This is a genomic window from Collimonas rhizosphaerae (genome assembly GCF_038896935.1).
Lineage (GTDB): Bacteria > Pseudomonadota > Gammaproteobacteria > Burkholderiales > Burkholderiaceae_D > Collimonas > Collimonas rhizosphaerae.
In genome coordinates, this window is record NZ_JBANDC010000004.1 from 95860 (window position 1) to 121484 (window position 25625).

Annotated in this window: 24 protein-coding genes; 15 read left to right on the forward strand and 9 right to left on the reverse strand. The window is 62.1% G+C overall.

The genetic code is table 11. From position 1 onward, the window contains the following. Positions 1–6 precede the first annotated feature (6 nt). From V8G57_RS06785 to V8G57_RS06795, 3 genes are read right to left on the reverse strand one after another with little or no spacing between them, the layout of a single operon-like run. A complete protein-coding gene (locus tag V8G57_RS06785) occupies positions 7–585 on the reverse strand; it encodes a hypothetical protein (RefSeq protein ID WP_342828747.1) in 579 nt (192 codons plus the stop codon). Between the two features lie 9 nt (positions 586–594). Further along, complete coding sequence (locus tag V8G57_RS06790; protein WP_342828749.1) at positions 595–2784, reverse strand: xanthine dehydrogenase family protein molybdopterin-binding subunit; 2190 nt, start codon at positions 2782–2784, stop codon at positions 595–597. Then, positions 2781–3245: a (2Fe-2S)-binding protein gene (locus tag V8G57_RS06795; protein ID WP_342828751.1), complete on the reverse strand. Its 465-nt coding sequence runs from the start codon at positions 3243–3245 to the stop codon at positions 2781–2783. Before V8G57_RS06795 ends, V8G57_RS06790 begins: the two co-directional genes overlap by 4 nt. 334 nt (positions 3246–3579) lie before the next feature. On the opposite strand from V8G57_RS06795, the gene V8G57_RS06800 reads away from it, so the two are divergent. Then, the gene (locus tag V8G57_RS06800) at positions 3580–5889 is read left to right on the forward strand and encodes an FdhF/YdeP family oxidoreductase (protein ID WP_342828752.1); all 2310 of its coding nucleotides are present in this window, start codon (positions 3580–3582) and stop codon (positions 5887–5889) included. Positions 5890–5893: 4 nt separating this feature from the next. Continuing rightward, positions 5894–6187 carry a helix-turn-helix domain-containing protein gene (locus V8G57_RS06805; RefSeq protein WP_342828753.1) on the forward strand — a complete coding sequence of 98 codons (294 nt, stop codon included), beginning with the start codon at positions 5894–5896 and terminating at the stop codon, positions 6185–6187. A 1-nt stretch (position 6188) separates the two neighbouring features. Here V8G57_RS06805 and V8G57_RS06810 read toward each other — a convergent pair whose 3' ends face one another. Next, positions 6189–7682, reverse strand: coding sequence for an aminotransferase-like domain-containing protein (locus V8G57_RS06810; RefSeq protein WP_342828754.1), 1494 nt, complete (start codon positions 7680–7682; stop codon positions 6189–6191). A 195-nt stretch (positions 7683–7877) separates the two neighbouring features. Here V8G57_RS06810 and V8G57_RS06815 point away from each other — a divergent pair, with 195 nt between their 5' ends. The 3 genes from V8G57_RS06815 to V8G57_RS06825 all read left to right on the forward strand — a co-directional run bounded on the left by V8G57_RS06815 (position 7878) and on the right by V8G57_RS06825 (position 10758). Further along, a complete protein-coding gene (locus V8G57_RS06815) occupies positions 7878–8147 on the forward strand; it encodes a MoaD/ThiS family protein (RefSeq protein ID WP_342828755.1) in 270 nt (89 codons plus the stop codon). A gap of 2 nt (positions 8148–8149) precedes the next feature. Beyond that, on the forward strand, positions 8150–9238 hold the full coding sequence (locus tag V8G57_RS06820; RefSeq protein ID WP_342828756.1) for a WD40/YVTN/BNR-like repeat-containing protein: 1089 nt from the start codon (positions 8150–8152) through the stop codon (positions 9236–9238). Between the two features lie 242 nt (positions 9239–9480). Further along, a complete protein-coding gene (locus V8G57_RS06825) occupies positions 9481–10758 on the forward strand; it encodes a dicarboxylate/amino acid:cation symporter (RefSeq protein WP_092394835.1) in 1278 nt (425 codons plus the stop codon). A 31-nt stretch (positions 10759–10789) separates the two neighbouring features. On the opposite strand, the gene V8G57_RS06830 is transcribed toward V8G57_RS06825, so the two are convergent. Continuing rightward, the gene (locus tag V8G57_RS06830) at positions 10790–11293 is read right to left on the reverse strand and encodes a cupin domain-containing protein (protein ID WP_144739839.1); all 504 of its coding nucleotides are present in this window, start codon (positions 11291–11293) and stop codon (positions 10790–10792) included. Between the two features lie 285 nt (positions 11294–11578). Here V8G57_RS06830 and V8G57_RS06835 point away from each other — a divergent pair, with 285 nt between their 5' ends. The 8 genes from V8G57_RS06835 (at position 11579) to V8G57_RS06870 (ending at position 20857) form a co-directional block, all read left to right on the forward strand. Next, positions 11579–12529, forward strand: a complete 951-nt coding sequence (locus tag V8G57_RS06835) for a MurR/RpiR family transcriptional regulator (protein ID WP_342828757.1) — start codon at positions 11579–11581, stop codon at positions 12527–12529. Position 12530: 1 nt separating this feature from the next. Beyond that, positions 12531–13517: an isoaspartyl peptidase/L-asparaginase family protein gene (locus V8G57_RS06840; protein WP_342828758.1), complete on the forward strand. Its 987-nt coding sequence runs from the start codon at positions 12531–12533 to the stop codon at positions 13515–13517. 26 nt (positions 13518–13543) lie between these two features. After that, positions 13544–15406 carry a dipeptide ABC transporter ATP-binding protein gene (locus V8G57_RS06845; RefSeq protein ID WP_342828759.1) on the forward strand — a complete coding sequence of 621 codons (1863 nt, stop codon included), beginning with the start codon at positions 13544–13546 and terminating at the stop codon, positions 15404–15406. An 84-nt stretch (positions 15407–15490) separates the two neighbouring features. Further along, positions 15491–17044, forward strand: a complete 1554-nt coding sequence (gene gsiB / locus V8G57_RS06850; RefSeq protein ID WP_342828760.1) for a glutathione ABC transporter substrate-binding protein GsiB — start codon at positions 15491–15493, stop codon at positions 17042–17044. 95 nt (positions 17045–17139) lie between these two features. After that, on the forward strand, positions 17140–18060 hold the full coding sequence (gene gsiC, locus V8G57_RS06855) for a glutathione ABC transporter permease GsiC (RefSeq protein WP_061542200.1): 921 nt from the start codon (positions 17140–17142) through the stop codon (positions 18058–18060). Positions 18061–18068: 8 nt separating this feature from the next. Then, positions 18069–18986, forward strand: coding sequence for a glutathione ABC transporter permease GsiD (gene gsiD, locus V8G57_RS06860; protein WP_425458242.1), 918 nt, complete (start codon positions 18069–18071; stop codon positions 18984–18986). After that, positions 18983–20017 carry a DmpA family aminopeptidase gene (locus V8G57_RS06865; protein ID WP_342828761.1) on the forward strand — a complete coding sequence of 345 codons (1035 nt, stop codon included), beginning with the start codon at positions 18983–18985 and terminating at the stop codon, positions 20015–20017. Before gsiD ends, V8G57_RS06865 begins: the two co-directional genes overlap by 4 nt. Before the next feature lie 21 nt (positions 20018–20038). After that, positions 20039–20857, forward strand: coding sequence for a M55 family metallopeptidase (locus V8G57_RS06870; RefSeq protein ID WP_342828762.1), 819 nt, complete (start codon positions 20039–20041; stop codon positions 20855–20857). Here the strand turns inward: V8G57_RS06870 and V8G57_RS06875 are convergent. Then, the gene (locus tag V8G57_RS06875; RefSeq protein WP_342828763.1) at positions 20854–22080 is read right to left on the reverse strand and encodes an MFS transporter; all 1227 of its coding nucleotides are present in this window, start codon (positions 22078–22080) and stop codon (positions 20854–20856) included. The two genes, V8G57_RS06870 and V8G57_RS06875, sit on opposite strands and share 4 nt — an antisense overlap. 101 nt (positions 22081–22181) lie before the next feature. Here V8G57_RS06875 and gcvA point away from each other — a divergent pair, with 101 nt between their 5' ends. Beyond that, complete coding sequence (gcvA, locus tag V8G57_RS06880) at positions 22182–23114, forward strand: transcriptional regulator GcvA (RefSeq protein ID WP_342828764.1); 933 nt, start codon at positions 22182–22184, stop codon at positions 23112–23114. Between the two features lie 6 nt (positions 23115–23120). Continuing rightward, positions 23121–23972: an MOSC domain-containing protein gene (locus tag V8G57_RS06885; protein ID WP_342828765.1), complete on the forward strand. Its 852-nt coding sequence runs from the start codon at positions 23121–23123 to the stop codon at positions 23970–23972. 5 nt (positions 23973–23977) lie between these two features. Here V8G57_RS06885 and V8G57_RS06890 read toward each other — a convergent pair whose 3' ends face one another. From V8G57_RS06890 to rsmD, 3 genes are all read right to left on the reverse strand, one after another. Beyond that, positions 23978–24253, reverse strand: coding sequence for a YfhL family 4Fe-4S dicluster ferredoxin (locus tag V8G57_RS06890; protein WP_092394797.1), 276 nt, complete (start codon positions 24251–24253; stop codon positions 23978–23980). A gap of 98 nt (positions 24254–24351) precedes the next feature. After that, positions 24352–24840 (reverse strand): pantetheine-phosphate adenylyltransferase, encoded by a 489-nt coding sequence (gene coaD / locus V8G57_RS06895; RefSeq protein WP_038485166.1) that lies wholly within the window; start codon positions 24838–24840, stop codon positions 24352–24354. Positions 24841–24883: 43 nt separating this feature from the next. Next, positions 24884–25555 (reverse strand): 16S rRNA (guanine(966)-N(2))-methyltransferase RsmD, encoded by a 672-nt coding sequence (gene rsmD / locus V8G57_RS06900; protein ID WP_092394794.1) that lies wholly within the window; start codon positions 25553–25555, stop codon positions 24884–24886. Between the last annotated feature and the right edge of the window lie 70 nt (positions 25556–25625).

Genomic DNA, 25625 nt, shown 5'->3' on the forward strand with positions numbered 1-25625 from the left:
CAGCACTTATTTAGCGGCCGGTTTGACCGGGTCGCCGGGACAAGGTCCGCCGGCTGCCGCCCAGGCCTGCAGTTTCTGCACGAATTCTTCGTGCGACATCACCGGCGTGGTACGGCCTGCTCCGGGATTCCATGCCCACAAGACCAGAGGATCGGTCTTCATGTGCTCGATCACTTCATCCATGGTTTTGCGGTTGCCGTTCTTGCTCGGATCTTTCATCGACTGGCAAATCAGCACCTTGCTCAGCGACTGCCAGGCCATGCTGACCGGCGCCATCTTCCAGTGCGGCGCGCCGGGCACCTTGCCGTCGGCGCTGTTGCCGGCCTGGTGGCAAGCGGCGCATTGCAGGGTCGCGACGCCGCTGTCGTGCTGGCCGCGCATCACCATCTGCGCATGCTCGATGCCGATGTCTTTCTGATGCGGCGCCTGCACCTGGTGGCAGTTCAGGCAGCGCGGCCCCATCACCACGCTGGCGATCGGCTCGAACAATTGCTGCCCGGTCGGCGCCGGACTTTGCTGGGCCAGCGCCGCGGCGCAGCCCAGCAGCAAGGCAGGCAGTGCGCCAAGCAAATTGAGATATTTCATCGCGTCACCCTATGCAATCTGGAACTGATGGTTTTTCAGCGGCAGCGAACGTATACGCTCGCCTGTCGCAAAAAATATAGCGTTCGCCAGTGCCGGAGCGACGCAAGCGACCGCCGGCTCGCCCACTCCGCCGGGATGCGCGCTGCTCGGCACCAGGATCACTTCGATCCTTGGCGTCTGGTACATGCGCAGCACCGGATAGTCGTCGAAATTGCTTTGTTCGACCACGCCGTTCTTCAAAGTGATCTCGCCGAACAGTGCCGACGACAAGCCGAACACCACGCTCGACTCCATCTGCGCCCGCACCAGGTCGGCGTTCACCACCACGCCGCAATCGATGGCGCAGAACACCTTGTGCACGGTGAGCTTGCGACTCTTGTCGACGCTGGCTTCGACCGCCATGGCGACAAAGCTGCCATAGGAATCGTGCACCACGATGCCTCGGTGCACGCCGTTTGCCGCCGGCTGCGGCCAGGAACAAGCTTTTGCCACGGCATCCAGCACGCCCAGGTGGCGCGGCTTGTCTTTCAGCAGCGCGCGCCGGAACTGGTAGACATCCTTGCCCGCCGCATGCGCCAGCTCGTCGATGAAGGTTTCCACCGCATAGGCATTGAACGAATGCCCCACCGAACGCATCCACAGCACCGGAACCTGGTAGTGCGTGGTATGCAGGTCGACCATGACATTCGGGATGGCATAGGGAATATCCTGCGCGCCCTCGGTCGATAGGGAATCGATGCCGTCCTTGACGATAAACGGCTCCATGATGCTGCCGCCGCCGATCGACTGCACCGCGATCCTGTCGGTCCATGAAGTGACCTGCCCCTGTTCGTCCAGGGTTGCGCTCAGGCGGCAATACGACGCGGGACGGTAGTAGCCGCCCTTGATGTCCTGGTCGCGGGTCCAGACCACTTTCACCGGCTTCTTCAGGTCCTGCGCCACCGCCTTGGCGACGTGCGCGGCATCGACCACTACGTCAAATCCCAGGCTGGAGCGGCGGCCGAACCCGCCGCCGGTGAACATGGTGTTCAGCTTGACCTGCTCCGGCTTCATCCCGAGCACCGCCGCAATCGCCTGCTGGTCGCCGCCCGGCCATTGCGTGCCCAGCCATACTTCGCAGCCGTCGGCGCGCACATCGAACACGGCGTGCAGCGGCTCCATGGTGGCGTGGGTCAGGTAGGGGAACTGGTAGTCCGCCGTGAAGCTCTGTTTTGCATTCTTTCGGGCCGCGGCCACGTTGCCGTCGTTGCGCGCCGCCGTGCCGGCCACATCCATCAGCTGCCGGTAGACGATGCTTTGCATGTCCGACGACACCCGCTCGCCCACCACGGCATCCCACTCGATCGCCAGCGCATCGCGCCCCAGCTTGGCCGCCCAGAAATCCTTGGCGACTACCGCTATGCCCGCCGGCACCTGGTACACGCCAAGCACGCCGGCAACCTGGCGCGCCTTGCTATCGTCAAAGCTGCGCACCTTGCCCTTGAAAATCGGCGGGCGCGCAATCAAGGCGGTCAGCATGCCGGGCACCATCACGTCCATGCCGAATTTCGCGCTGCCGTCCGACTTGGTCCTGCCGTCCAGGCGCTTGACGGGACGGCCGATGATCTTGAAATCCCGGGGATCTTTCAGCACCACCTTCTCGGGCGCCGCCAGCCCGGCCGCTTCCGAGGCCAGCTCACCGTAGCTGGCGCTGCGGCCGCTGGCGGCGTGGATCACCCGGCTCTTTTCCGCATGCAGGCTGGCGCTGTCGACGTTCCAGCGCCTGGCTGCGGCCGCCAGCAATATCGCCCGCACCGCCGCTCCCGCCTTGCGCTGCGGCTCGTATTGCGCCATGGTGGTGATGCTGCCGCCGGTAAGTTGCGTATGCATGAGGGGATGGGCATACGCAGGCGCCGTCGGCGATTGTTCCCAGCGCACCTTGTCCCAGTCGGCATCCAGCTCTTCCGCCACCAGCATCGGCAAGGCGGTAGAAACACCCTGCCCCATTTCGGTGTGGCCGACGATTACGGTGATCCAGTTATCCGGCGTGATGCGGACAAAGGCGTTAGGCTGCAGCACTGTCCCGGCTTGCGGCGTGGCGGCGATGGCGCCGCGCATGGTGCTGCTCATGTGCCAGCCGACCAGCATGCCGCCGCCGACCAGGGCGCTCACCTGCAGAAACCCGCGGCGCGAAATTTGGGGAGGATTGGCTATGCTCATTTTTTCGCTCCGCCCTGTGCAACGCTATGTATGGCGGCGCGGATGCGCGGGTACATGCCGCAGCGGCAGATGTTGCCCGACATGGCCTGGTCGATATCCGTATCGCTTGGCTTCGGCGTGCTGGCCAGCAAGGCAACCGCTGCCATCACCTGTCCGGACTGGCAGTAACCGCATTGCGGCACATTCAGCTCTTCCCAGGCTTGCTGTACCTTCTTGCCGAGCGGGTGGTCGCCGATAGCCTCGATCGTGGTGATTTTCCTGCCTTCCAAAGCCGCCGCCGGCGTCACGCAAGAACGCACCGGCAAGCCGTCCACATGCACGGTGCAGGCGCCGCACAAGGCAGCGCCGCAGCCGAACTTGGTGCCCGTCATGGCAAGTTCGTCGCGCAAGACCCATAACAGCGGTTTCTGATTGGACGCATCGACCTGATGCGCAGTCCCATTGATATTGAGTGTAGTCATCACGCTTCCCTTGTTTATCGCACACGCATCAGATCGTTATTTTTGCAGGCCAGACATGCAGCGCGATTAATTTTAAGTTAATTAAAAGCTGGAAATAGACACATTTCCTGTATGCAGTGTTCACAAATGCCGACCAATATCCCTACCCAACACTCGGGATTCATTTCTTTTTTTACAATAAAAGCACAGTAATTCATAAATATGTAACTGTGCTCTAAATCTACCGCGTCCACTGTATGTGCTACCGCAGCAAAGCCCTGGCTACACTCCACCTGACCCTGCGCGTTTTGCGCAAGCACCGGACCCGCGTTACAGGCCGGCAGCGCCACAAGGAATGAAATTGAGCGACCAGAAAATCGAGCAGTACAACCACCCCGCCGGCGGCTGGGGCGCCCTCAAATATGTGGCCCTGCATTTGCTGAAGGAAAAAGTGCCGGGCGGCGGGATACGCACCCTGCTGAAACAAAACCAGCCGGACGGCTTCGATTGCCCCGGCTGCGCCTGGCCGGACCGCGATCACGCATCGACCTTCGAGTTTTGCGAAAACGGCGTCAAGGCGGTGGCGGCGGAAGCCACCTCCAAACGGGTTACCGCGGATTTTTTTGCGCAGAACAGCGTCAGCGCCCTGCTGCAGCAATCGGACTATGAACTGGAAGAACACGGCCGCCTGACCGAACCGATGGCGTATGACGCCGCCAGCGACAAATACCGGCCTGTCACCTGGCAAGACGCGTTCACCCTGATGAGCGATCACCTGAACGCGCTGGACGATCCGAACCAGGCGTCGTTCTACACCTCCGGCCGCACCAGCAATGAAGCGGCGTTCCTGTACCAGCTGTTCGTGCGCGAATACGGCACCAACAATTTTCCCGACTGCTCCAACATGTGCCACGAGCCGACCAGCGTCGGCTTGCCCGAAACCGTAGGCGTCGGCAAGGGCACGGTGACGCTGGACGATTTCGACCTGGCCGACACCTTCCTGATCTTCGGCCAGAATCCGGCCACCAACCACCCGCGCATGATGGGCGAACTGCGCGAGTGCGCCAAGCGCGGCGCTACCATCGTTTCCATCAATCCCTTGCGCGAGCGCGGCCTGGAACGTTTCTCCAGCCCGCAACACCCGTCCGACATGCTGTCGCGCGCCGGCACCGCGATCAGCAACATGTTCATCCGTCCTACCCTGTGCGGCGACCTGGCGCTGGTCAAGGGCGTGATCAAGCGCGTGCTGGAGCTGGACGACCAAGCCCTGCAGGACAATGGCGAACGTATCATCGACGTCCAGTTCATCGCCGAGCACACCGCTTACTTTGAAGAATTCGCAGCCGACATCCGCGCCGAAAGCTGGGACGACATCGTCACCGAATCCGGCGTCGCCAGGGATGACATCGAACGCCTGACCCAGGTGTACGTGCGCGGCAAGAACGTGATCGCCACCTGGGGCATGGGCCTGACCCAGCACAAGCATGGCGTGGCGACGATCCAGATGGTGTCCAACCTGATGCTGTTGCGCGGCAATATCGGCCGTCCCGGCGCCGGCCTGTGCCCGGTGCGCGGCCATTCCAACGTGCAGGGCGACCGCACCGTCGGCATCGACGAAAAGCCGACCGCCGCTTTCCTCGACCGCATCGAAAAGGTGTACGGCTTCAAGCCGCCGCGCGAACACGGGCTCGACGTGGTCGGCACCATCGAAGCCATGCTGCAAGGCCAGGTCAAGGTCTTCATCGGCCTCGGCGGCAATTTCGCCATGGCGACGCCCGACACCCCGCGCACCTGGGAAGCGCTGCAGTCTTGCGCGCTGACCGTGCACATCACCACCAAGCTCAACCGCAGCCACCTGATCCATGGCAAGGAAGCCCTGATCCTGCCGACCATCGGCCGCACCGAAATCGACATCCAGGCAACCGGCGCACAAGGCGTGACGGTGGAAGACTCGATGAGCATGGTGCACATTTCCTACGGCATCAACAAGCCGGTGGCCAAGACCTGCCTGTCCGAAATCGACATCGTGGCGCGCCTGGCGCACGCCACGCTCAGGGACAGCCGCATACAGTGGCTGGACTACGTCAAGGATTACTCCCTGATCCGCGACGACATCGAAAAAGTGTACGACGCCTTCAAGGACTACAACGCGCGCATCAAGCATCCGGGCGGTTTCCACCTGGGCGTCGCTTCGCGCGAGCGGGTCTGGAAAACCGCCAGCGGCCGCGCCCAGTTCATCGTCCATGCGATTCCCAAGGACACGCCGATCCACCAGGCGCGCCGCAAATACGGGCCCGAGCTGATGACCCTGATGACGACCCGCTCGCACGACCAGTACAACACCACCATCTACGGGCTCGACGACCGCTACCGCGGCGTGTTCGGGCAGCGGCGCGTAGTGTTCGCCAACCTGCTCGACATCCAGATGCTGGGTTTCGCGCCGGGCGACTGGGTCGACCTGGTCGGCGTCTGGGACGACGGCATCGAACGCCGCGCCGACCGTTTCCTGCTGGTGGAATATGATATCCCGCGCGGCTGCATCAGCAGCTACTATCCGGAAACCAATCCGCTGGTGCCGCTCAACAGCTTTGCGGATAAAGCACGGACGCCAACCTCGAAGTCGATCCCGGTGCTGATGCGCCGCTCCATGCAGATGGCAGCGTGATGCAATGATGAATCGGGACGATCAGATTGACGATGCGGTGCTGGCGATCTTGTCCGCGCTGCATGCCGAGGCCGGCGATGGACGCGCTCGCAGCGCCGGCCCCGGCATGTCGCTGGCAAAACTCAGCAAGCGGGTGGAGCAAAGGATGAGCACCTTGCGGCGTCATCTCAGCGCGCTGGAAAACGCGGAAATCGTCAGCGTCGCGCTCAACGAAGACGGCACCGGCCGCGCTGCCCTGACGCCGTTCGGGATGGCGATTTTCGACGCCCTGGATGAAAGCCAGGCGGCAACCGCCTGAGTCATTCCAGCATGGCGGCCAGCATCTCGCCCAGGCGCCGGATCGCCTGTTCGATCTGCAGCGTCCAGCTGTAGCTGTAGTTCATGCGGATGAAGCTGCGGTAGGCGTCTGAAGTGGAAAACAAGCGGCCCGGCGCAATCGTGATGCCTTCCGCCAGCGCTTGCCGATACAAGATCATGGAGTCGATCGCCGCCGGCAATTCTATCCACAGCACATAACCGCCGGCCGGCCGCGTGATGCGCGTGCCGGCTGGAAAAAAACGGCCGACAAAAGCGCTCATGATGTCGCAGCGTTGTTGCAAGGTGCGTCGCACCCGGCGCAGATGACGGTCGTAGCCGCCAGCCGTCAGATAAGCAGCGATGGCCCGTTGCGGCAAAGTCGAAGTGCTGAGCGTGTTGAGGAATTTCAGCTTTTCCACCTGCTCCCGATAACGTCCCGGCAAGGTCCAGCCGATGCGGTAAGCGGAAGTCAGGCTCTTGGAAAACGATGAGCAGTACAGCACGATGCCGCGCTTGTCGTAAGCCTTCAGGACGCTCGGATGCGCCGTGCCGAAATACAGCTCGTTGCAGACGCCGTTTTCGATAATCGGCATGTTGTAGCGTGAACCCAGCTCAACCAGTTGCCGTTTATTTTCTTCCGGCATTTCGAAACCCAGCGGATTCTGGAAATTCGGCATCACCATGCAAGCCGCAACCGGCTGGCTCTGCATGACTTTCTTCAGCGCCGCGATATCCATTCCCAAGCGCGGATCGGTTGGGATTTCGATGGCGCGCATGCCAAGCCGTTCGATCGCATGCAGCATCGCGTAAAAGGTCGGCGACTCTACCGCGATCGTATCGCCCGCTTTCGCCACCGCCTGCAAGCACAGGTTGATGGCTTCGGTGGCGCCCACCGTGATCACCACATCGCCGGGATCGACGCTAAGGCCGGTTTCCAGGTGACGCCTGACGATCTGCCGGATCAGGTCCGGATGGCCTGGCGGCAAATCGTCCAGCACACCCAGCGGGCCGCCGCTGCGCAAGATGGCGCCGTTGTACTGGCTGATGCGGCGGGCCGGAAACAAGGTCGGATCGGGGTATGGCGAACCGAGCGGGACGGCATCGTTCTGGTGAATCGATTTGAGGGTCGCCAATACGTGGCGGCTGACATCTACCTCGGCCGATACCGGCAGCGGCTGCGACCGGTCAGGTTCAGCCGGTGACACATGGGCGACAGGAAACGCTGGATCATGCGCCAAGGCCGATGCCAAGGTCGACGTCGATTCGGCGCCAAACCGGGCGCGCACAAAATAACCCGACTGCGGATGGCTTTCGATCAAGCCGCCGCTTTCCAGCAGTTCGTAGGCACGCACCACGGTCGTGATGCTCAAGCCGTGTTGCTGGCTGGCCTGCCGCACCGAACTCAGGCGATCGCCGGGACGCAGCACGCCATTCTGCAGCGAAGCCCTGATCTGCTCGGCAAAACGTTGGTAGAGGGGTTGGCGCGTTGTTTTCAAACCGGACGGTGACAGAGGCCAAGGATGGGCTCATTATAGTGAAAATAATAAAAATCAAACTGTTGCCTAGGGCCTCAGCGGCAGTTATCACCTAGGCATCGCAAAAAAATACAGTATCGATTTATAGTAGCTACAGCAGGCGCAATATGACTGTGGCTGCGATTCAACAGTTCTGGTGACCGATGGTGATTATCCATGGCGACACTCATTTTTACACCGCAGCTTGCCCGCTTTATTTCCGTGCCGGAAATCCACACCGACGCCCTCACCTTGCGCGCAGGGCTGGAAACAGCATTCGCATCCAACCCGCGTTTGCGCTCTTATCTGCTCGATGAACAAGGCAGCCTGCGGCCGAATGTCGCGATTTTCATCGACGGCCATACCGTACGCGACCATGTGCATCTGAACGCGCCGCTGGCGGCGCACAGCAAGGTGCACGTTCTGCAAGCTCTCTCCGGAGGTTGACCATGAATGACCGCGCCTGGATCGCAAGCCGCAAAGGATTATTTTCACTGCAAAAGCAAGATGGCCGCTGGGCCCTGGGCCCAATTGCCTTTCTCGGCGAGCCGGTTTCCATGGTGCTGGCGGACCCGCGCGACGGCGCACTCTACGCCGCGCTGAACCTTGGCCATTTCGGTGTAAAGCTGCATCGCAAGGATGCCGGGGCGGAGCACTGGACTGAAATTGCCGCGCCGGCTTATCCCCTCAAGCCCGAAGACGCAAGCGATCCGGTCGACTGGAGCGTGAAATTCATCTGGTCGCTCGCTTGCGGCGGCGCCGACCAGCCCGGCGCCATCTGGGCCGGCACCTTGCCGGGCGGCTTGTTCCGTTCCAGCGACCGCGGCGAATCGTGGGCACTCGTAAGTTCCCTGTGGGATGCGCCCGAGCGCAGGGAATGGTTCGGCGGCGGCTACGACGTTCCGGGAATTCACAGCATTTGCGTCGACCCGCGCGACAGCCGCCATGTCCTGGTCGGCATTTCCTGCGGCGGCGCCTGGGTTACACATGACGGCGGCGACAACTGGCGCTTGAGCGCAAAAGGCATGAGCGCCAGCTACATGCCGCCGGAGCGCGTCGACGATCAGAATATTCAAGATCCGCATCGGATTGCAGGAGCCAGGGATACCCCCGATCAGCTTTGGTGCCAGCATCACAATGGCATCTGGCGCTCCAGCAACTTTGGCGCAGACTGGCAGGAAGTCAGCACCGCGCCTTTGTCGAATTTCGGTTTCGCCGTGGCCGTGCATCCAGGCGACGGCAATACCGCCTGGTTTGCCCCGGCCCAGGCTGACCAGACACGCATCCCGTCGGATGCCGCCCTGGCGGTCACACGCACCACCGACGGTGGCAAGTCCTTCACCGCCTTGCGCAACGGCCTGCCGCAGCAGCACTGCTACGACCTGATCTATCGCCATGGCCTGGCTGTGGCGGATGACGGACGCACCCTGCTGATGGCCTCGACTACCGGCAACGTCTGGCTGTCGGAAAACAGCGGCGACAGCTGGCAGACCATTTCCAACTCCATGCCGCCGGTTTATTCGGTGTGTTTCGGCTAATCAGGTCTGCTATTTCTTTCGACGTAATGCGTAGGCAAGATGTGCCCACTCACCGTCTTTCTTATTTATGCGGCTTCGATATCAACATAACAACAAAACATATCGATAGAGCAAAAAAATATTGGACGCACGTGCGGCCAGCCCCGATACTCTCGGGTCATCCGGTTTACGCGCCTTCTCGGGCTTGCCACGCTCTTGCCTCCGCTTTACGGCAAGACACATACTTATTCCCTGATCACTCTATGAACATTTTTTCTTTCTGGTTCCGCATCCCCTTTTGGCAACGTGTACTGGGCGGCTTCGTACTTGGCGCACTGGCCGGCTGGCTGGTTGGCGCCCCTGCCGAAACCTGGTTCGGCCCGCTCGGCAAGCTGTATGTCACGCTGATCAAGATGATCGCCGTGCCGCTGGTTTTCTTTGCCGTCACCAACAGCATTTCAAGCCTGCATGGCATGAAGAGCGTCGCGGCACTGGGCGGCAAGACCTTCCTCTGGTTCGCCATCACCGCGGTGCTGGCGGTCGGCGTCGGCCTGCTGGTCGCCAATTTCACCAATCCCGGCCAGAACCTGGGCCAGCTCGCGATTGCCGCCGACTACACCGTGCGTGAAGTGCCGACGCCGATCCAGGTGCTGCTCGACGTGGTGCCGTCGAACCCGTTCAAGGCGCTGACCGAAGGCAAGATCCTGCAAGTGATTTTCTTCGCCGCGCTGCTCGGCATGGCGCTGGTCAAGCTGGGCGACAAGGTCAAGCAAGTGCGCGAATTGATGGGCGAAGCCAGCAGCGCCATGATCCAGATCACCCGTTTTGTATTGGAAATGACGCCGCTCGGCACCTTCGGCCTGATCGCCGCGCTGGTCGGCTCCTACGGTTTCGAACGCCTGCTGCCGCTGGGGAACTTCGTCTTCACCTTGTACATCGCCTGCGCGCTGCACATCGTGGTGGTGTACGGCGGCCTGCTGCTCACGCACCGCCTCAACCCGATCCGCTTTTTCCGCGGCGCCTTCCCGGCCATGCAGGTAGCCTTCACCAGCTCATCGAGTTTTGCTTCCATGCCTATCGCCCTGCGCAGCGTGGTGCATAACCTCGGCGTGAAACAGGAATATGCCGCGTTCGCAGTGCCGCTCGGCGCCAGCATCAAGATGGACGGCTGCGGCGCCATCTACCCGGCGATCGCGTCGATTTTCGTGGCCCAGTATTTCGGCCTGCACCTGGACCTGTCGCAGTATTTCATCATCATGCTGGCTTCGGTGCTCGGTTCGTTCGGCACCGCCGGCGTACCCGGCACCGCAATCGTGATGGTGACGCTGGTGCTGAGTTCGGCCGGCCTGCCGCTGGAAGGCATCGGCTACCTGGTCGCCATCGACCGCATCCTCGACATGATGCGCACCATGACCAACGTTACCGGACAGATGCTGGTGCCGGTGCTGGTGGCGAAGGAAGAAGGCTTGCTGGACCTGGAAATCTACAATGCGGCCAACAGCGATGTCGGCCTTGACCAGAACAGCAACGCGGCTGCCTGATCCTGCGCCGGGCGGGCAGGCTCTGTTTTCCTTAAGGCTCGCCTTCCCAGTAATCCAGGTCATTCGATTTGCGCTGGATCACGTCGAAAACCCTTTCACCTCCGGCCTCGGCCATCGCCAGGAACTTGCCGGAATCGGGATATTCGCAGACCTCGGGCTGCTCCTTGGTGCTGATTGAAAGATACTTCAGCGGCTGGTCTGAAGTATTCACAAGCTGGTGCGGATATTCCGGGCCGGGCGGAATGAAGATCACATCGCCGCTGCGCAGCGGCAGCATTTCCCCCGCCACCCGCAGCGTGCCGCTGCCCTCCAGGATGATAAACATCTCTTCCTGCGCGTAATGAAAATGATACGGGCAGGATATCTTGCCGGGGGCGACGATATCCACGCTGGCGCCCAGCTTGCGGGCCGCGCTGCCGGTGGCCAGGCGCGCGCACAGCGTGTCGTACATAGGTTCGCGCACCTGATGCTCCAGCGGCACGTCATTGAAGTTGCGGATCAGCCGGCGGCTCAAACTCTCTGCGTTTTCACTCATTTTTTCTCCGTTATGGCGGCGTCATGAACTGCGCTTTGCGCCTGCCCAGCAGAATACACGCAACTACGTTCCGCCGTAATTCCTCCCTGGTTTCCCCATGCACCGTTGCAGACAATCACCCGGCAAAAATGGTGCAAAGCCGCATTTCCAAGCCATCCGCGCACCAGTTGCGCGCATATCCGATGGCACAAAATACACACCTCAAAAAAGAAAATAAATTTCCTTTACTTGCGATGAAAATGAAAATATATTTACACAAATTATAAAAATCAATCCAAGGGGCAGATGGTGCAACATTCCGCAATCACGGCATGGCAACGCGAAAGCGCGGTCGCAGCGCGCATAGGCAAAGCCTATCCAGAACTGTCGAAAGCACACCGCAAGGCCGCCGATTATGTACTGGCGAACGTGTTCCATACCGCCACCATGACCATCGACGAACTGGCGGACGCAGTCGGCGTTTCGCTGGCGACGGCCAACCGTTTCGCCCATGCCTTGGGCTTCGACGGCTACCCCGCATTCCGCGCGGCGCTGGTGCTGGATTTCGCCTCGTCGCTGGCGCCGGTGGAAAAGCTGCGCGACCAGGTGCTGCGCCCCGCCAGCAGCGCCGAAATCATGGCTGCCGCACTGAGGGCCGACATGCAAAACCTGGAAGCTACCCAGCGCGCCTTGTCGCCGGCGCATTGCGACCGGGCCGTCAGCATGATTATCAACGCTGACCGCATCTTCATCCTCGGCTTCGGCGCCAGCGCCTTTTTGGCCGGCATCATGGCGCATGCGCTGGAGCCGTATTGCCGCACGGTGCTGTCGGTGGCGGGCCCTGGCGGCCCTTCGCAGGCTGCGCGCCAATTCTTCAAGCTGGACCAGCGCGACCTGGTGATCGCCCTCGCCTTCCCGCGCTACGTCACCGATACCGTGACACTGGCCGGCCGCGCCAAGGAGCGCACGGCGCCGGTGCTGGCGCTCACCGATGCGCCGACTTCGCCGCTGGTGCCGCTGGCTGACGTCACGCTGTACGCACAGACCGAGCGGCTGCTGTCGCCGACTTCGGATGCGGCCGCGCTGGCCCTGATCCAGGCGGTATGCGATGCCGTCGCCCACCGCGCCAACCGTTCGGTGCATGCCGCCTCGAAGATGACTGAAGCCGTGCTGCCCTGGCTGCATCATCCGGATGGCCGCACACCCGACAAGGCTGGCAAACCCGTTTCCAAAAAATCCGCAGCGAAAGCGAAATAACGTGAACAACAGTACGACCATTCCCGGCGACATCGCCACCATCGCCATCCACGGCGGCGCCGGCACCATCTTGCGCAGCGCCATGAACACCTCGCAGGAACAGGCATACCACGACGCCCTGGCGGAAATCCTCGGCGCCGGCCAGAAGATCCTGGCCGCAGGCGGCAGCGCGCTGGACGCCGTCGCCTGCGCCGTCAGCATGCTGGAAGACTGTCCGCTGTTCAACGCCGGCAAAGGCGCGGTCTACACCCATGCCGGCACCCACGAACTGGATGCGGCGATCATGGACGGCGCCACGCTGGATGCCGGCGCCATCGCCAACGTCGGCCACGTGCGCAATCCGATACTGGGCGCGCGTGCGGTGATGGAACACAGCGAACACATCCTGCTGGTCGGCGCCGGCGCGGAAGCTTTCGTCGCCCAGCACGGCGTGGAACTGGTGGAGCCGGACTACTTCCATACCGAAGCCCGCCACGCCCAATGGCTGCGCGCGCGCGACCAGGAAGGTATGCTGCTGCTCGACCACGACGCTACCAGCAAGGCGGCCGAAATCGCCCCCATCGATCCTGACAACAAGTTCGGCACGGTGGGCGCCGTTGCGGTCGACATGCACGGCAACCTGGCGGCGGCCACTTCGACCGGCGGCATCACCAACAAGCGCGTCGGCCGGGTCGGCGACTCGCCCCTGGTCGGCGCCGGCTGCTACGCCAACAACCGCACCGTGGCGGTTTCCGCCACCGGCACCGGCGAAGCATTCATGCGCACGGTAGCGGCCTACGATATTTCGGCGCGCATGGAATATGCCGGGCAATCCCTGGCGGACGCCGCCGAACAGGTGGTGATGGACCTGCTGCCGCGGTATAAAGGCCGTGGCGGCCTGATCGCCATCGACGCCCAAGGCAACCTGGCATTGCCGTTCAATACTGAAGGCATGTATCGCGGTTACGCCAAGGTCGGCATGGCGCCGGTAACGGCGATCTACAAATGACGCAGCCAACCACAGGAAGCAATTCCATGAACAGACAAATCGGCCGCCGGGTGCTGACGGTGGAACAAATGAGCGTCGGCTTCACCACTTCCGAACGCAAGGTGGAAGCGGTGCGCAACCTGTCCTTCCATATCGACGCCGGTGAAACGCTGGCCATCGTCGGCGAGTCGGGCTCGGGCAAGTCGGTGTCGTCGCAATCGGTCATGCGCCTGATCGACTACGGCGGCGGCCGCATCACCGGCGCCAAGATGAATTTCCAGCGGCGCGACGGCAGCACGGTAGACCTGGCCAGCGCCGACCAGAACACCATGCGCCACATCCGCGGCTCGGAAATCGCCATGATTTTCCAGGAGCCGATGACGTCGCTCAATCCGGTGTTCACGGTCGGCGAGCAGATCGCCGAATCGATACGCCTGCACCAGGGCAAGAGCATGGCTGCCGCGCGCGCCGAGGCTTTGCGCATGCTGGAAACGGTGCGCATCCCGGAAGCGCGGCGCATCCTGGACCGCCATCCGCACCAGCTGTCGGGCGGCATGCGGCAACGCGTGATGATCGCCATGGCCCTGTCTTGCAAGCCGTCGCTGCTGATCGCCGATGAGCCGACCACGGCGCTGGACGTGACGATACAGGCGCAGATCCTGCAACTGATACGCGCGCTGCAGGATGAAATGCAGATGGCGGTGATCTTCATCACCCACGACATGGGCGTGGTGGCCGAGATCGCCGACCGGGTAGTGGTCATGTGCCGCGGCGAAAAAGTCGAAGAAAACAATGTGCATGCGATCTTTGAAGCGCCGCAGCATCCTTACACCCGCGCCCTGCTGGCGGCCGTGCCGCGCCTGGGTGCGATGCATGGCACCGACCTGCCGCAGCGGATCGCCATCGCCGGCGCAACAATCACTCCTGAAATGGAAGCGGAAGCCAAGCTGGTGCGCAGCATTCCAGGTTCAGATCCGCAGCAGCAGCCCCTGCTGAAAGTGCGCAACCTGACCACCCGCTTCGACGTCAAAAGCGGCATCTTCAGCCGCGTCAAGCAACGCGTGCATGCGGTGGAGCAGATCAGCTTCGACCTGTATCCGGGCGAAACGCTGGCGCTGGTGGGCGAATCCGGCTGCGGCAAATCGACCACCGGCCGCTCGCTGCTGCGGCTGGTCGACATCACCAGCGGCAGCGTCGAGTTCGGCGGGCGCGACCTGGCCAAGCTGCCGCGCTCGGAACTGCGTTCGCTGCGGCGCGAAATCCAGTTCATTTTCCAGGACCCGTTCGCCTCGCTCGATCCGCGCCTGACAGTCGGCTATTCCATCATGGAGCCGCTGCTAGTGCACGGCCTGGCTGAAGGCGCGCAAGAAAAAGTCGCGGCGCTGCTGGAACGGGTCGGCTTGCTGCCGGAGCATGCGCAGCGTTATCCGCATGAATTTTCCGGCGGCCAGCGCCAGCGCATCTGCATCGCCCGCGCACTGGCGCTGAACCCGAAGATCGTGATCGCCGATGAATCGGTGTCAGCGCTGGACGTTTCGATCCAGGCCCAGATCGTCAACCTGCTGCTCGACCTGCAGGGTGAACTGGGGATTTCCTTCATTTTCATTTCGCACGACATGGCCGTGGTGGAGCGCATCAGCCATCGGGTTGCGGTCATGTACCTGGGGCAGATCGTCGAGATCGGCCCGCGCCGCGCGATCTTTGAAAACCCCCAGCATCCGTACACCAAGAAACTGATGGCGGCGGTGCCGGTCGCCGATCCGAACCAGCGTCATCGCCTGCGCGAGATGCTGCCGGAAGAAATTCCCAGCCCGATCCGCAATGTCGGCGATTTGCCGCTGGTCGAGCCGCTGAAACAGGTGGGACCGGGACACTTTGTTGCGACCCACCGGATTTCAGCTGCTTTTTAACCGCTTAACCGTTGTTGTCTGCCTTATCTGCTTGTTTATCTGTTTGTTTATCTTCGATGACTTTTTGACCCAGGGGAGTAGCACATGCGCACTAATCGACATTTCGGAAAACTGCTGGCCGGCACCGCCGTTGCATTGACCGCCCAGTTTGCCGCCGGCCACGCTTTTGCCGCCAAGGACGTCACGCTGGCGGTCGACTCGACCTTCACCACGCTGGATCCGTACGACAGCAACGACACGCTGTCGCAGGCGGCGATCAAGTCGTTCTACCAAGGCTTGTTCGGTTTCGACAAGGACCTGAAGGTGGTCAACGTGCTGGCCGACGGTTACGAAGTCAGCAAGGACGGCCTGGTCTACACCATCCGCCTGCGCAAGGGCGTCAAGTTCCAGGACGGCACCGACTTCAAGGCGGATGCGGTCAAGATCTGCCTGGAACGGGTCATCAACCCGGAAAACAAGCTCAAGCGCTTCAACCTGTTCAACCGCATTTCCAAGGTCGACATCGTCAACGACTATGAAGTCAAGATCACGCTGAAAGAGCCGTTCTCGCCGTTCATCAATACCTTGGCGCACTCTTCCGCCGCGATGATTTCGCCGGCCGCACTGAAACAGTACGGCAACAAGGACATCGGTTTTCACCCAGTCGGCACCGGTCCGTTCAAGTTCGTGGAATGGAAACAGACCGACTACATGAAGGTCACCAAATTCGACGGCTACTGGAAAAAGGGCTATCCAAAGATCGACAGCATCACCTGGAAGCCGGTGATCGACAACAATACCCGCAGCGCCGTGATGCAGACAGGCGAAGCGCAATTCGCCTTCCGTATCCCTTTCGAACAAGCCGAGCTGCTGAAAAGCAAGCCAAATCTGGACCTGATCTCCTCGCCGTCGATCGTGCAACGCTACATTTCGATGAATACGCTGCAAAAGCCTTTCGACAATCCGAAAGTACGGCAGGCGATCAACTATGCGATCAACAAGGAAGCACTCGTCAAAGTAGCCTTCAGCGGCTACGCAACGCCACAGGATGGCGTGCTGCCGCAAGGTGTCGACTATGCGTTGAAGACCGGGCCATGGCCATACGATCCCAAGAAGGCCAAGCAACTGCTGGCTGAAGCTGGTTATCCGAATGGTTTCGAAACCGAATTGTGGTCCGCCTACAATCACACTACCGCGCAAAAGATCATTCAGTTCGTGCAGCAGCAGCTGGCGCAGGTAGGCATCAAGGCCAAGGTCATGGCGCTGGAAGCCGGTGTGCGTGTAGAGAAAGTCGAAAGCGCACCGGTCCCTGCCAACGCGCCGGTGCGCATGTACTACACCGGCTGGTCGTCCTCAACTGGCGAAGCAGACTGGGGCCTGCGTCCGTTGCTGGCGTCGGAATCGTTCCCGCCCAAGCTGTTCAACACAGCCTATTACAAGAGCGAAAAAGTCGACGCTGATATCGCCAAAGCCTTGACCACCACCGACCGCATGGAAAAGACCGCGCTCTATAAAGATGCGCAAACGGAAATCTGGAAAGATGCGCCGTGGGCTTTCCTAGTGACTGAAAAACTGCTGTATGTACGCAGCAAGAACCTGAAAGGCATCTATGTCATGCCTGACGGCTCCTTCAATTTCGATGAAATCGAATTGAAATAAGCGGCGCGCAAGCAAGACACAAGCAATACACAAGCAAGATCAGCAGGCCGGCCGCGCCGGTCCGGCCTGCGTCTTACCGCAACAGACTGGATGCCATGTTTCCCTATATATTAAAACGCCTGATGGGCCTGATACCGACCTTGCTGATCGTGGCGGTCATGGTATTTCTGTTTGTCCACCTGCTGCCGGGCGATCCGGCGCGGCTGGTGGCCGGACCCGAAGCCGACTCGCAGACAGTCGAGCTGATCCGCCAGGACCTGGGCCTGGACAAACCCATGCACGAACAATTCATCAACTATTTCAGCAAGGCCTTGCGCGGCGACTTCGGCACCTCCCTGCGCAGCAAGCGCCCGGTCAGCACCGAAATCGCTGAACGCTTCTGGCCTACTTTCTGGCTCACCGTCACCAGCATGGTGTGGGCGGTGCTGTTCGGCCTGGTGATCGGCATCGTCTCCGCGGTATGGCGCAACGAGTGGCCGGACCGCCTGGGCATGACGCTCGCGGTGTCCGGCATTTCCTTTCCGTCGTTTGCGCTGGGCATGCTGCTGATGGAGCTGTTTTCAGTCAAGCTGGGCTGGCTGCCGACTATCGGCGCCGACAGCTGGCGCCACTACATCCTGCCGTCGCTGGCCCTGGGCGCAGCGGTGGCGGCCGTGATGGCGCGCTTCACCCGCTCCTCGTTTGTCGAAATCCTGCAGGAAGATTTTGTGCGCACCGCGCGCGCCAAAGGCCTGTCGGAAACCATCGTGGTGCTCAAGCATTGCCTGCGCAACTCCCTGATCCCGGTAGTCACCATGATGGGCCTGCAGTTCGGCTTCCTGCTGGGCGGCTCCATCGTGGTGGAAAAAGTGTTCAACTGGCCCGGCATGGGACGCTTGCTGATCGATGCCGTCGAAATGCGCGACTACCCGGTGATCCAGGCCGAGATCCTGCTGTTCTCGCTGGAATTCATTTTCATCAACCTGGTGGTTGACGTGCTGTACGCCGTCATCAACCCAAGCATCCGTTACAAGTGAGGCCATCCGTGTCTACGCCATCCAATCCCGTGGTTTCAGCCACAACTGCGATTGCCGCCGCGCCGCTGCCGAGCACCATACGTACGCCCTGGAGCGAATTCTGGCGCAAGTTCAAGAAGCAGCACCTGGCGGTTGCGGCCGGCTGCTTCGTGCTGTTCCTGATCGTGGTGGCGATTGCCGCGCCCTGGCTGACGCCTTACGACGCCGAAAATTATTTCGACTACGACGCCCTGAACGCCGGGCCGTCGCTGGCGCACTGGTTCGGCGTCGATTCCCTGGGGCGCGACATTTTCAGCCGCATCCTGATGGGCACGCGGATTTCCCTGACCGCCGGCTTTTCGTCGGTTGCGGTAGGCGCCGTGGCCGGCACCCTGGCCGGCCTGATTGCCGGTTATTACGAAGGCTGGCCTGACCGCATCATCATGCGCATCTGCGACGTGCTGTTCGCCTTTCCCGGCATCTTGCTGGCGATCGGCATCGTGGCGATCCTCGGCAACGGCATGTCGAACGTGATTTTCGCGGTGGCGATTTTCAGCATCCCGACTTTCGCCCGCCTGGTGCGCGGCAATACGCTGGCGCTGAAGCACCTGACTTTCATCGAAGCGGTGCGCAGCATAGGCGCCAACGACCGCACCATCATCCTGCGCCACATCTTCCCCGGCACGGTGTCGGCGGTAGTGGTGTATTTCACCATGCGCATCGGCACTTCCATCATTACCGCCGCCAGCCTGTCGTTCCTCGGCATGGGCGCGCAGCCGCCGATGCCGGAATGGGGCGCGATGCTCAACGAAGCCCGTTCCGACATGATGACCGCGCCGCATATCGCGATCTTCCCCAGCCTGGCGATTTTCTTCACGGTGCTGGCGTTCAACCTGCTGGGCGACGGCTTGCGCGACGCCCTCGATCCTAAAATCGACAGACGATGAGCCTGGTCCTCCCTCACATAGGCAGATTGCCGGCCGGCCCGCTGAACGCCATCAGCGATGTCGCCGGCGTCACGGTCGGCCACGCCACGCTGGCGCAAGGAGCCGTCCAGACCGGCGTGACGGTGATCCGCCCGCACGGCGGCGATCCGTTCCGCGACAAGGTGCCCGCCGCCGCGGTCGTGTTCAACGGCTTCGGCAAGAGCATAGGGCTGGTGCAGGTGCAGGAACTGGGGGTGCTTGAAACCCCGGTCGCGCTGACCAACACCATGTCGGTCGGCAGCATCGCCACGGCCCAGGTCATTTCCGCTATCCAGGCCAACCCGGAGATCGGACGCAGCGAACCGACGGTCAATCCGCTGGTGTTTGAATGCAACGACGGCTACCTGAACGATATCCAGGCCATGGCGGTCAGTGCCGAGCACTATCGGCAAGCGCTGGCCAGCGCCGCGCCCGGGTTTGAGCAAGGCGCGGTCGGCGCCGGGCGCGGCATGTCGTGTTTCGACCTCAAGGGCGGCATCGGTTCGGCTTCGCGCCATGCAAGCGCCGGCGGCATGCAATATTGTGTCGGTGCGCTGGTGCTGGCCAATTTCGGCAAGCTGGCGGCGCTGACGCTGGCCGGCCAGCATATCGGAAACGGTCTGCGGCGTTTGCGGCAAACCACGCCAGACGCACCCGAGATGGGGTCGATCATCATGATCATTGCGACCGATGCGCCGCTCGACGCGCGCCAGCTGGGACGGCTGGCAACCCGCTGCGGCGTCGGCCTGGGCCGCACCGGCTCGATCTACGGCCACGGCAGCGGCGACCTGGCGCTGGCGTTTTCCACGGCGCAGACCGTGCCCTCTCGCCCCGGCAGCGCCATACGGCAGAGCGCTTCCTTGCACGACAACTTGCTCGACCCGCTGTTTGAAGCGGTGGTCGACAGCACCGAACAGGCCATCGTCAATGCGCTGTTTGCAGCGCAAACCGTGACCGGACGCGACGGCCACCGGCGCTTGTCCCTGCGCGATGCGGCAGCCGGCCTGCCTTGATTCACCTGACAGGACATAATAATGAAAATCCTGATTTCCGTTGATATAGAAGGCGTCGCCGGTGTATTCCATCCGGAACAAACGCGCGCCGGCAATCCCGAATACGAACGCGCACGGCGCCTGATGACGGCCGAAGCCAACGCCGTGATCGAGGGCGCGCTGGCCGGCGGCGCCACCGAGATCCTGGTGAACGACTCGCACGGCGGTTTCCGCAACCTGCTGCCTGACTTGCTGCATCCCGCCGCCAGCGCGATCCTCGGCAAACCGCGCCTGCTGGGCATGATGAGCGGCGTCGACAGCGGCGTCGCCGGCGTGATGATGGTCGGCTACCATGGCCGTTCGCAAAGCCGCGGCATCCTGGCGCACACCATCAACAGCTTTGCTTTTTCGCGTATCTGGCTGAACGGGCAGGAGCTGGGCGAAGCCGGCATCTACGGCGCGCTGGCCGGCGAATTCGGCGTGCCGGTGATTTTCGGCAGCGGCGACGATGTTTTTGTGGAAGAAAACCGGCCGCTGTTTCCGCAAGCCACGCTGGTCAGCGTCAAGACCGCCGATGGCAGCAACAGCGGCACCTCGCTGTCGCCGCAACGCGCCCTGGGTTTGCTGGGCGAGGGCGCCAAGGCCGCACTGGCCAATCTTGCCGCCGCGCGCCCCTTCATCTTGCCGCCTGCGATTATCTGCAGATTGCAGATCCAGAGCCCGGCGCTGGCCGACCTGTTCTGCCAGCTGCCTTTGCTGCAGCGGATCGACGGCGTCAACGTCGAATTCACTGCGCCGTCGGTGCAGTACGCCGTCAGGATATTGAACAGCCTGTCGGCGATGTCTTTCATGCTGCGTTAGCGGCCGGGCCTGTTTTCGCGGCCGGGTTTCTTCAGTGGCCGGCAAAACCAGGCGCCCGCCGCCAGCTGCACCAGCAACGCAAGCGCCCACGAGGCCCGGTGCGCAACCGTCGCATAACTGCCGGCATCGTGCGGCCAGGCATTCAGCAGCAAACCGAAGCCATACTGCACCACGAACGCGCCGGCGAAAATCGCCAGGGTCAGCCCGGTGCTGACGCGGCCGGCCAGGTGGACTGGAAACTCGCGCACCAGCGCCGCATACGACAGTACGCCCGAAGTGCCCAGCAAGCCATATAAACCCCACAGCAGCCAGCCCGGCAAAGGCGCGCCGAGCACGATCAGCAGCTGCGCCAGCATGAACAGGAACATCCCTGCGCCGGCGGTCATGTGCAAGGAAATCCCGCGCTGCTGCAAACGGCGCGCCAACCAGCCGGAACCGACCGCGCCCAGCACCATCGCCAGGCCGGCCAGCGCCACGATATTGGCTGTGGCGGCAGCCGACAGCTGGCTGACGTCGCGCAGATATGGCCCAGCCCACAAACCCTGCACGCCGAGAAACACGCCCTGGCTCGCCATCACAAAAGGCGCAGTGCGCCAGAACACCGCGCTGCGGAAAATGCCGCCGATGTCGCGCAGCTGCGCCGCCAGGCTGCTTTTCGGATGCTGCTCATCCTTTTCCGGCACCAGCGTAAACAGGGCCAGCACGATCATCAGGATCAACACCGCAACCACCACGAACAGCACGCGCCAGGTGGTGAGGCCCAAGGCCCAGGCAATCGGCGTCCCGGTGGCGACCGCGCCCAGGCCGCCGATGGCGTAGATGGCGCCGTTCATCAACGACAAGTGGTCGTGCGGGAACCAGGCGACAATCGCCTTCAGGCCGGCCATCAGGCAAGCTGAGGTGCCGATCCCCAGCAGCAGGCGGCCCACCAGCAGGCTGCTGAAGCCATGGGCATTGGCCGACACCACGGCGCCGGCCGCGGCCAGCAGCAGCAAACAGGCCAGCACCCGGCGCGGACCGAAGCGGTCCAGCAAGATGCCGAGCGGCAGCTGGCAGGCGGCGAATGCGAAAAAATACAGGCTGGTCAGCAGCCCCAGCTGGGCCGGCGACAAACCCAGCTCGCTGCTGAGCAAAGGCGCCAGCGGCAGGTTGATGCCGCGCGCCAGGTAGGAAATGAAATAGCCCGAGGAAAATATCAGGAAAACACGGGTAGCAAGCTTCAAGGCCGGTCACTCATCAAGAACTGGATATGACGATGGTAAAGAGCAAACTGCCCCAAGGCCAACGAAGTGTTTTATCCTTATATGTGAATGGAATTAACCGATTGACCGAAAAATGCGCAAACACCTTCCTCGCCATCATGTTTGAACGACTGCCGCCGACCCAGACCTTGCGTGCGTTTGAAGCCGCCGCGCGGCTCGGCAACTATACCCGGGCCGGGGAAGAACTGCACCTGACGCACAGCGCCATCAGCCACCAGATCCGCGCGCTTGAGCAGCGCACCGGACGCAAGCTGTTCCAGCGCGAAGGCCGGCAGATGGTGCTGACCGACGGCGGCCGCCTGCTGGCAGGAGAAGTACGGCAGGCGCTGCTGGCGCTGGACCGCGCCCTGCACATCGGCCAGGCCGAGCGCCGGCGCGTGGGACAGGCATTGCGCGTCAGCGTGCCGCCATCGTTTGCCAGCGCCTGGCTGGTGCCGCGGCTGGCCGCGTTCCACCGGCAGCATCCGCATATCGACATCAGCTTGCGCACCAGCCACGAACTCAGCGAACTGGATTTCAGCGACGCCGACGTCGCCATCTGGTACGGCCGCGCCGGATACAAGAATTTCCGCTGCCAACGCTTGCTGAAGGAAGTGATTTTCCCGGTATGCAGCCCGCGCTTCGCCGCCAGCCATCCCGCCATCACGCCGCACGACCTGGCGCACCACTCCTTGCTGCGCTTTGCCCACCATGGCGGCTGGGAGCCGTGGTTTGCCGCCGCCGGCATCAGGCAAGGCGAACCGCGGACCGGTCCGGTGTACGACGACCCCATGCACCTGCTGGACGCCGCCGCTGCCGACCAGGGCATCGCGCTGGCGCGCAGCTGCCTGGTGCGCAACCATCTGGCCGATGGCCGCCTGGTGCGGCTGTTCGACATCACCGCCCCGGCCCGCGGCAACTACTTCTCGGTTTCGCCCTTCGATACAGAAAAGACAGCCACCATCGCCGAGTTCCAGGAATGGCTGGGCGCAATCTTATCAGACTCAACAGAATAAAAATCCATGCCTACCATTACTTCGCTCACGCTGTACCCGATCAAATCCTGCGCCGGCATTGCCTTGCAGGCCGCCACCGTCACCGCCGCCGGCCTCAGCCATCAACATGCGCACGACCGTGAATGGATGGTGGTCGACAGCGGCGGACAGTTCCTGTCGCAGCGCAGCCATCCTGCCATGGCCCTGATCGTGCCGGCCTTGCAAGCCGGCGCCATGACCGTGCAAGCACCCGGCATGCCGCCGCTGCCGGTTCCGACCGCGCCGCTCGATCGCGCGCAGGCGGCATCGCTGGCGGTGACCGTCTGGGACGACAACCTGAGCGCCCACGACTGCGGCGACGACGCTGCCGGCTGGTTCTCGCGTGTCTTGGGACAGCCCTGCAGGCTGGTGCGCTTCGACCCTGCGGCCAGGCGCCTGGCCAGCAAAAAGTGGACGCTCGATGCAGATGCGCCGACCCGCTTTGCCGACGGCTATCCGATGCTGCTGATATCGCAGGGGTCGCTGGACGACCTGAACCGGAAACTGCAGGCGCAGGGCCGGACGCCATTGCCGATGAACCGTTTCCGGCCAAACATCGTGATCGATGGCGTGGACGCTTTTGAAGAGGATTTCCTGGAAACGCTGCAGGCCGGGCCAGTCTGCCTGCAGCCGGTAAAACCCTGCACGCGCTGCCCGATGCCGGCCATCGACCAGGCCAGCGGAGAAATCGGCCCCGATCCGATGGATATCCTGCTGACCTACCGCGCCAACCCGCGTGTCGACGGCGCCGTCACTTTCGGCGTCAACATGATAGTGCGAGAGGGGAATGGCGCGATCCTGCGCATCGGGCAGGACATCGAGGGTGAACTGGCGTTCTAGAGAGGTTACTGCGGCTTGACGGCGGGCACCGCCAGCTCGGCCTGCAAGCGCTCGTACTTGGCTTGCAGCTGTTCCTTGGATTCATGCCAGGCCGGATCCAGCGGGATGCAGCTGACCGGGCAGACCTGCTGGCATTGCGGTTCGTTGAAATGGCCGACGCACTCGGTGCATTTATGCGGATCGATTTCGTAAATCAGCGGTCCCATGTAAATCGCGCCGTTCGGGCACTCGGGCTCGCATACGTCGCAATTAATACAGTCGTCGGTGATCAATAAAGCCATTTCACTACTCTACTCAAGTTGCCGCGGGACCAGGTGATCCCGCCTTACTGCCTTGCCGCCATTTTAATCCCGTTGGGGATCCGCCGCTGCCGAGCTGCTCAGGGCTGCTGGGCGTCCAGCTTTTCCTTCAGCCATTTTTCGACCGAAGGGAAGACGAATTTGGAGACATCGCCGCCCAGCGTGGCGATCTCGCGCACGATGGTGCCCGAGATGAACTGGTACTGGTCGGACGGCGTCAGGAACAGGGTTTCCACATCCGGCAGCAGGTAGCGGTTCATGCCCGCCATCTGGAACTCGAACTCAAAGTCGGAAACCGCGCGCAAGCCGCGCACGATGACGTTGGCATCATGCTGGCGCACGAAATCCTTGAGCAGGCCGGAAAAGCTTTCCACCTGCACATTGGGGTAATGGCCCAACACTTCGTTGGCGATCGACAGCCGTTCTTCCAGAGAGAAAAACGGTTTCTTGTTCTTGCTGTCGGCGACGCCTACCACCAGCTTGTCAAACAGCCCGGATGCACGACGCACCAGATCTTCATGGCCGCGCGTGAGCGGATCGAACGTACCTGGATAAACAGCTGTGACCATCTTTCTTCCCCCAATCAGATCGCGCATTATGCCTGAATTTGCATCAGGCAGAATGCACTTGCCTTTTCAGCAAGTGGTAAAACACTATACCAGCCTTGTCCGCCCGCAGCAGCTGCCAGCCGCCCAGCCAGGCCGGCAGAGCGTCCTCCTGCAGCGCGAATTCAGATTCAAGGTACAGCAAACCGTGCTCGGCCAGCAAACCCTGGCATAGCGGCAGCACTTTTTCCAGCCAGCCCTGCTGGTAGGGCGGGTCGAGGAAAATCAGGTCGAAGCGCGCAGAATCTGCAACGGCCGCGGCGCCGGCCTCGATGCGAGCCTTGCTTAGCCAGGTGACCGCATCGCTGCGCAGGATCCGCACCTGGCTCGCGTCCAGCTTGGCCTTGGTGGTTTCCAGCTGGCGCGCCGCCGGCGTATTGTGCTCGATCATGGTCACTTCCAGCGCTCCGCGGCTGGCGGCTTCAAAACCCAGCGCGCCGGTGCCGGCAAACAGGTCGAGGCAGCGTATCGTGCTCCAGTTGCCGTCCAGCAAGTGCGTCAGCCAGTTGAACAGGGTCTCGCGCACCCGGTCCGGCGTCGGCCGCAAGCCTTCGCTGTCCAGCACGGCCAAAGGCGTGCGTTTCCAGGCGCCGCCAATGATGCGGACCTGGCGCGCCAGGGGTGGTTTGATGGCGTGCACCGGGGTCTTCGGCGGCTTTTTGCTGCTTGGTTTTTTCATTAAGTTTAATAAAGATGGGAAAATTTGCCGGAAATCCGTCAATAGCTTCTACGCACCGGGCTATCCCTGA